General features: G+C 55.4%; 4 protein-coding genes. 3 read left to right on the plus strand and 1 reads right to left on the minus strand.

The window, feature by feature from the left end; translation table 11 throughout:
- Positions 1–80: 80 nt before the first annotated feature.
- Positions 81–698: a class I SAM-dependent methyltransferase gene (locus QZR18_RS08135; RefSeq protein ID WP_178705194.1), complete on the minus strand. Its 618-nt coding sequence runs from the start codon at positions 696–698 to the stop codon at positions 81–83.
- Positions 699–837: 139 nt separating this feature from the next.
- Between QZR18_RS08135 and hflX the strand changes: the two genes are divergently transcribed.
- The 3 genes from hflX to QZR18_RS08150 all read left to right on the plus strand — a co-directional run.
- Positions 838–2385, plus strand: a complete 1548-nt coding sequence (gene hflX, locus QZR18_RS08140) for a GTPase HflX (protein WP_178705198.1) — start codon at positions 838–840, stop codon at positions 2383–2385.
- Positions 2382–4334 carry an ATP-dependent DNA helicase gene (locus tag QZR18_RS08145; RefSeq protein ID WP_178705201.1) on the plus strand — a complete coding sequence of 651 codons (1953 nt, stop codon included), beginning with the start codon at positions 2382–2384 and terminating at the stop codon, positions 4332–4334. Before hflX ends, QZR18_RS08145 begins: the two co-directional genes overlap by 4 nt.
- 93 nt (positions 4335–4427) lie before the next feature.
- A partial coding sequence (locus QZR18_RS08150) for an L-lactate dehydrogenase (protein ID WP_295910888.1) occupies positions 4428–5335 on the plus strand: 908 nt, incomplete at its 3' end.

Here is a 5335-nt window from a genome sequence, read left to right on the forward strand (position 1 = left end):
TGAGTGGGTGGGGGGAACCCCGGGGTTCCCCCACCCACTCATTCATGTCAAAACAATCCTGAAATTATTGGGATGCAGATTCAGGAATGCGCACGGACCTCAATAATCCGATAGCCCTTTTTGGATGCGATCTTTTCTGCAGGAAAACCTTGCTGGTACAGCCACTGTGTTAAAGAGTCAGCGCCAAGATTCTTCTGAACAACCAGGTAGGCAACACCGTTCGTGCTCAGCATGGAAAGCCATGTCATCAGCAGCTCGTGAAGAGCATTCTTTCCAATGCGGATAGGAGGATTAGACCAGATCACGTCAAAGGTGATTCCTTGAGAGCGAAGCTTCTCAGGAGCCTCTTCGGCATGCAGCGTATGGACATTCTCGGCCTCGTTCAGGGAGGCATTGCGCGCGGTCAGGTCAAGCGCGCGCGAATTGACGTCGACGGCCCAAACGCTTGCCTCGGGGGACTCCAAGCCCATGACGACAGCTAAAGGGCCCCAGCCGCATCCCACATCAAGGAAGTTGCCGCGCTCGGGGAGGGCAGGGGCCTCGGCAAGAAGCTGGCGGGTCCCCAAATCAATACGCGAACCAGAAAAGACTCGGTCGCTCACCCACATCTCCAGATCGAAACCGCGAACTCGATCGCGAATTAGGTGAAGCTCATCAGCTGAGGCGGGCTCAGAATCGGTGAAGTACTGTTCATCCACGCTTCAAGGGTACTTGAGAAGTGATACGCCCGGCGAGAAACTCTCTTCTTTTTCTCCACAGGTGCGCCCGCAGATAGTCCAAACATGGGAAAATAAAAAGCGGATCCCACCCGAACTTTCACCATCTTGGAGATACTGAATGACCGAAGATTCCACTGAGCGGGCAAAAAGTGTTGTCGCGCGTATCCTTGCGCGCACAGGAACCGCCCTGGAATCAACTCAAGGACAAGATCATCACGCGCAGGCGGGTGAACTTGAACGAGAGGCACGTGCGGGGACCCGTCGTATCCAAGGGCTCTCGAACGACCTTGAAGAGATTTCTGAAGTCGAGTACCGACAGGTCCGTCTTGAAAAGGTCGTGCTTGTAGGGCTGCGTACTACGGGAACTGAAGAAGAAGCAGAGAACTCTTTGCGTGAGCTGGCAGCGCTGGCTCAAACAGCTGGTTCGCAAGTCCTCGACGGTGTCATCCAGAAACGTTCGCATCCCGATCCCGCAACCTATTTGGGCTCTGGTAAAGCTCGTGAACTGGCTGAGCTTGTTGCTGCTGATGGTGCAGACACAATCATTGTTGATGGTGATCTTGCCCCTTCTCAAAGGCGCGGCTTGGAAGACGTTGTCAAGATCAAGGTTGTTGACCGAACCGCGTTGATTTTGGACATCTTCGCCCAACACGCCAAATCGCGAGAAGGTAAAGCTCAAGTCGAATTGGCACAGTTGGAATACCTCCTTCCGCGTCTTCGCGGGTGGGGCGATTCGATGTCGCGTCAGGCTGGTGGCCGCGTCGCCTCGGGCGAAGGTATTGGTTCGCGAGGTCCAGGTGAAACGAAGATTGAGCTGGACCGACGCCGCATTCGAAACCGTATGGCAAAACTGCGTGAGCAGATTCGCCGAATGGAGCCGGCGCGCCAAGCGCAGCGCGCGAATCGCTCGCGTTCAACTATTCCTTCTGTTGCCATCGCGGGGTACACGAATGCTGGAAAATCTACGCTTCTCAATGCCCTGACGGGTGCGGATGTCTTGGTTGAAGATGCTCTCTTTGCAACCCTTGACCCAACGGTTCGTCGTACGCAAACAGAGGATGGGCGTGCCTACACGCTTTCAGACACCGTTGGCTTTGTATCGCGCCTACCTACCCAGCTTGTTGAAGCCTTCCGTTCGACCTTGGAAGAAGTCGGCGAGGCCGATGTGATCCTTCACGTTGTCGATGCTGCGCACCCCGATCCAATTGGCCAGATCCAAGCTGTTCATTCGGTTCTGGATACGATTGAGGGAGCGCGAGATATTCCCGAGCTCATCGTCTTCAATAAGGCCGATCTTGCCAGTGATGAACAACGCGCGTTTGTCCGTTCTCTGAGTGAACGTGCGGTGCTCGTCAGTGCCGTCACTGGCGAGGGGATTTCTGAACTTCAAAAAGCCATCGCATCAATGCTCCCGCGCCCTCGCGAGGTCGTTGACTGCATCGTTCCCTATATTCATGGAGCGCTCCTTCATCGTATCCACGAAGAAGGAGAAGTCCTTGCGGAAGAGTACCTTGGCGAAGGAGAGCGCATTCGGGCTCGTGTCGACGGTGCATTAGCTGCGGCCCTGCGAGCAGTTGCTCTTCCAGCCCGCGGAAATGCTCAGGACGTAGGTTTTGAAGGCGTCGACGATCTGGACGTGGTGGCCCCTGCCGAGGACTTCGAATGAGCCTCAAAACGGCAAAGCAAGCGCTGAGCGCGGCTGTTCGCGAAATGGGCGGTCAGGTGCGCAGCGGACAAGAGACGATGCTCGAGGAAATCTGCAGCGCTCTTGAAGCCCCTGAGCACCTTCTTGTTCAGGCGGGAACCGGTACGGGTAAATCTCTTGGGTACTTAATTCCTCTGATGGATTTTGCGGTTAGCCGAGATGAAAGAGTCCTTGTCTCTACCGCAACACTGAACCTCCAGCACCAAATCCTCACCAAAGATGCCCCGGTCGCAGCCCAAGCAATCGAAGATGTTCACGGACGCAGGCCTCGGGTCGCCCTTCTTAAAGGATGGAATAACTATCTGTGCACCTTCCGACTTGGCGGCGGATATCCCTTGGAAGGAACACTCTTTGATGTTCCAAACCAGCGCGATGATGATGACGACGAGGCCGCGCCGGCCAGTGAGTTGGGCGCGGAGATTGTCCGTTTACGCCGCTGGGCCTCGCAAACGGAAACGGGGGATCGAGATGAACTCGACCCCGGAGTAAGCGATCGAGCATGGTCGCAAGTTTCAGTCTCACGTTTGGAATGTCTGGGCAAGCAGTGTCCGATGATTGATGACTGTTTTCCCCAGGCTGCCCGTGAAACCGCACAAGAAGCCGACGTTGTCGTCACCAACCATTCGTTGTTGGGGATCAGTGCTTTGAGCGATAGCGACCTGTTTGGGTCGATTGGCGCGCTCGCGGTTGACGAGGCCCATGAGCTTGCTGAGCGAGTGCGTGAACAGGCAACGGTCGCAGTGTCCCTGAAGTCTATGACGCGGATTTCACGCAGGCTTCGAAGTCTTGCCTCTGTGGACACTGATATGCTTGATCATGTTGCCGCGCAGCTTGATGGTGTCCTTCAAAGCTTCCACGTCGGATTAATGACTGACCGGACAAGCCTCAAACCAGTGATGTCCGCGTTGGACACGGCTAAACGAGATCTTGATACGCAGATTTCCACTCTTCAACTTGAGGCCGCGACAAAAGTTCTGGTGCGATCCTTCAGTGATGAACTTGACGAGGTCTTGCAAGCGTGGGGGCGTGACGCTGAGAAGAGCATGACCTGGGTTGAGCGCGATGAAGACCGAGGCCTGTCGTCCTTGATGATCGCGCCCTTGCATGTTGCGCCTTCTTTGGCTGATAACGCCTTTGGTCAGCGGCCGGCAATTCTCACTTCCGCAACATTGAGTCTGGGTGGGAGTTTTGATTCGCTGGCGTATAGTACGGGGTTAAATTTGGCTCCACTGCCGTGGAGGGGAGTAGATGTCGGATCACCATTTGATGCTTCTCGCCAGGGGATCTTGTACATCGCAGCAGGGCTTCCGGCACCGACTAATGGGCAACCTAGTCCAGCAGCGATGGAGCAGATGGTCGCTCTGGTCAAGGCCAGCGGCGGTGGAGCTCTTGTTCTTTATGCCTCGTGGGCTGCGGCGCGACAGGGTGCGCAAAAGCTTCGAGACGAGGGGGTCTCAGAGGTGTTGCTCCAGGGAGAGGACTCGCTACCGGCGTTGATCAAGCGCTTCCGTTCGAAGCGTGATTCCGTTTTGGTTGGGACGATGTCTCTGTGGCAGGGGGTAGATGTCGTCGGGGACTCATGTCGCTTGGTCGTCATCGATAAAATCCCATTTCCTCATCCAAAAAATCCGATAGTCAAGGCACTGACCGAAGATGCTGATCGGCAGGGAGGCAAGGGCTTTTTCCAAGTGAGCGTAACGAGGGCAGCGCTCATGATGGCGCAGGGAGCCGGACGCCTACTGCGATCCCATAACGACCGAGGCGTTGTTGCCGTTCTTGATTCGCGGCTTCACTCCCGCAGCTACGGACGTTTTATTATTCAGTCGATGCCTGAGTTTTGGCGTACACGTGACCTTGATGTTGTGACGGGCGCTTTGGAAAGACTCAATGCTGAGCTGCATGAAGACTGAAGCAGCACACTTCGTTCAATAAGGGATTTTGGCCTATCACGATGCAGGGTGATCTGAGAGAATAGGGCTGTTCACTTGTTTAGGAGGTTGCTCATGCCCACCCATTCACAAAGCCTGTATCCCAGCTCTACTGGCCGTCCTTCAAAGATTGCGATTATTGGCGCAGGAGCTGTTGGTACTGCCGTTGCCTACGCCTGCTTGATGCGCGGAGATGCGCGTGACATCGTCTTGCACGATATCAACAAGCCGAAGGTGGAAGCCGAAGCCTTGGATATGGCACATGGCATTCAGTTCACTCCCTCTGGCTCCATTGAGGGCTCGGATGATGTTGAGATCGTCCGTGGAGCAGACCTGGTCATTGTCACTGCCGGTGCCAAGCAAAAGCCCGGTCAGTCACGACTGGAACTTGCTGGTTCCACCGTTGACCTCATGCGTAAGATCCTCCCTAATCTGTTGAACGTTGCCCCCGAGGCTCGCTTTATGTTCATCACGAACCCCGTCGATGTCGTCACCTATGCGGCGCTGAAGATTACTGGGCTTCCGCGTAATCAGGTCTTCGGTTCGGGTACGGTTTTGGACACTTCGCGTTTGCGTTACCTGGTTTCGCGCGAAACAGGTGTTGCCACTCAGAACATTCACGCGTATATCGCCGGTGAACACGGAGATTCTGAAGTTGCCCTGTGGTCTTCTGCTGAGATTGGTAATGTTCCTCTGCGCCACTGGGGACCGACGCTTTCGGGCCGACTCTTTGATACGGAGCTTCGCGAAGAAATTGCAAAGGACGTTGTGAACTCTGCCTACAAGATCATTGAAGGCAAGGGAGCGACAAACTACGCAATCGGCTTGGCTGGGTCGAACATTGCACGTGCGGTTTTGCGTGATGAGCAGCGTGTGCTGACTGTCTCGACACTCCTTGAAGACTGGGAAGGCATCTCGGATGTCTGCATGGCAGCGCCGACCTTGGTTGGTCGCGATGGAGCGGGCCGAGTGCTGAACCCGCC

This window comes from uncultured Actinomyces sp., from assembly GCA_900541895.1.
Taxonomy (GTDB): domain Bacteria; phylum Actinomycetota; class Actinomycetes; order Actinomycetales; family Actinomycetaceae; genus Pauljensenia.

Excerpts from the sequence above, each read along its gene's own strand:
- hflX (WP_178705198.1), top strand. The coding sequence starts at position 838 with ATGACCGAAGATTCCACTGAGCGGGCAAAAAGTGTTGTCGCGCGTATC.
- QZR18_RS08145 (WP_178705201.1), top strand. The coding sequence starts at position 2,382 with ATGAGCCTCAAAACGGCAAAGCAAGCGCTGAGCGCGGCTGTTCGCGAA.